Origin of the sequence: Alkaliflexus imshenetskii DSM 15055, assembly GCF_000517065.1 — a bacterium.
GTDB classification, from domain to species: domain Bacteria; phylum Bacteroidota; class Bacteroidia; order Bacteroidales; family Marinilabiliaceae; genus Alkaliflexus; species Alkaliflexus imshenetskii.
This window is the reverse complement of record NZ_KI912105.1, coordinates 2,678,671-2,679,375: the sequence shown is the minus strand read 5'-3', so window position 1 is coordinate 2,679,375 and position 705 is coordinate 2,678,671. Positions and strand designations below refer to the sequence as shown.

Genomic DNA, 705 nt, shown 5'->3' with positions numbered 1-705 from the left:
CTTACCGGATGGTCCCGGCTGATTCACACAGGATTTCTCGTGTCCCGCGCTACTCAGGATACTACCTTATATATCATACTTACATGTACGGGATTATCACCCTCTGCGATGCAACTTTCCAGTTGCTTCCATTTCGTAATAATATATAGTGATGGTAGTCCTACAACCCCGTAAATGCCGAAACATTTACGGTTTGGGCTGCTCCCCGTTCGCTCGCCACTACTTAGGGAATCACTCTTGTTTTCTACTTCCTCCGCCTACTTAGATGTTTCAGTTCAGCGGGTTTGCTTTCCGATAAAATCGGAATACTTGGCCTTCAACCAAGTGGGTTGCCCCAATTCAGATATCTGTGGATTAACGGTTATTGCACCTCCCCACAGCTTTTCGCAGCTTATCACGTCTTTCTTCGCCTCTGAGAGCCTAGGCATCCTCCGTACGCCCTTATTTACTTTCTTATTGCCACGTAGTTTGTGGTCACAATGCTCGCGCATTGCGCACGTTACTTACGTCCTAAAAAATCCCCTCGCGAGAATCTTTTAATGGTTCGTTTCGTGTCTATTTCTTTTTCGATTTCGGTCAATATGTCAATGAACGTTTGTTACCGAAGTAACTGTGGAGAATAAGGGAGTCGAACCCTTGACCTCCTGCGTGCAAGGCAGGCGCTCTAGCCAACTGAGCTAATTCCCCGAATGATGCAATACCGCC

1 tRNA gene and 2 other annotated features (1 of these 3 only partly in view) are annotated in these 705 nt (G+C 46.8%); the gene reads right to left on the bottom strand.

Going from position 1 to position 705, the window contains the following annotated elements:
* Positions 1–705: a sequence feature (mutual gap in cmsearch alignment for this rRNA model is longer than 100), on the bottom strand (it extends past both window edges: 267 nt to the left, 312 nt to the right).
* Positions 1–410: a sequence feature (23S ribosomal RNA rRNA prediction is too short), on the bottom strand. Its footprint overlaps the feature before it by 410 nt.
* Positions 614–687 (bottom strand) — tRNA-Ala (locus ALKIM_RS19640). (Lies within the feature at positions 1–705.)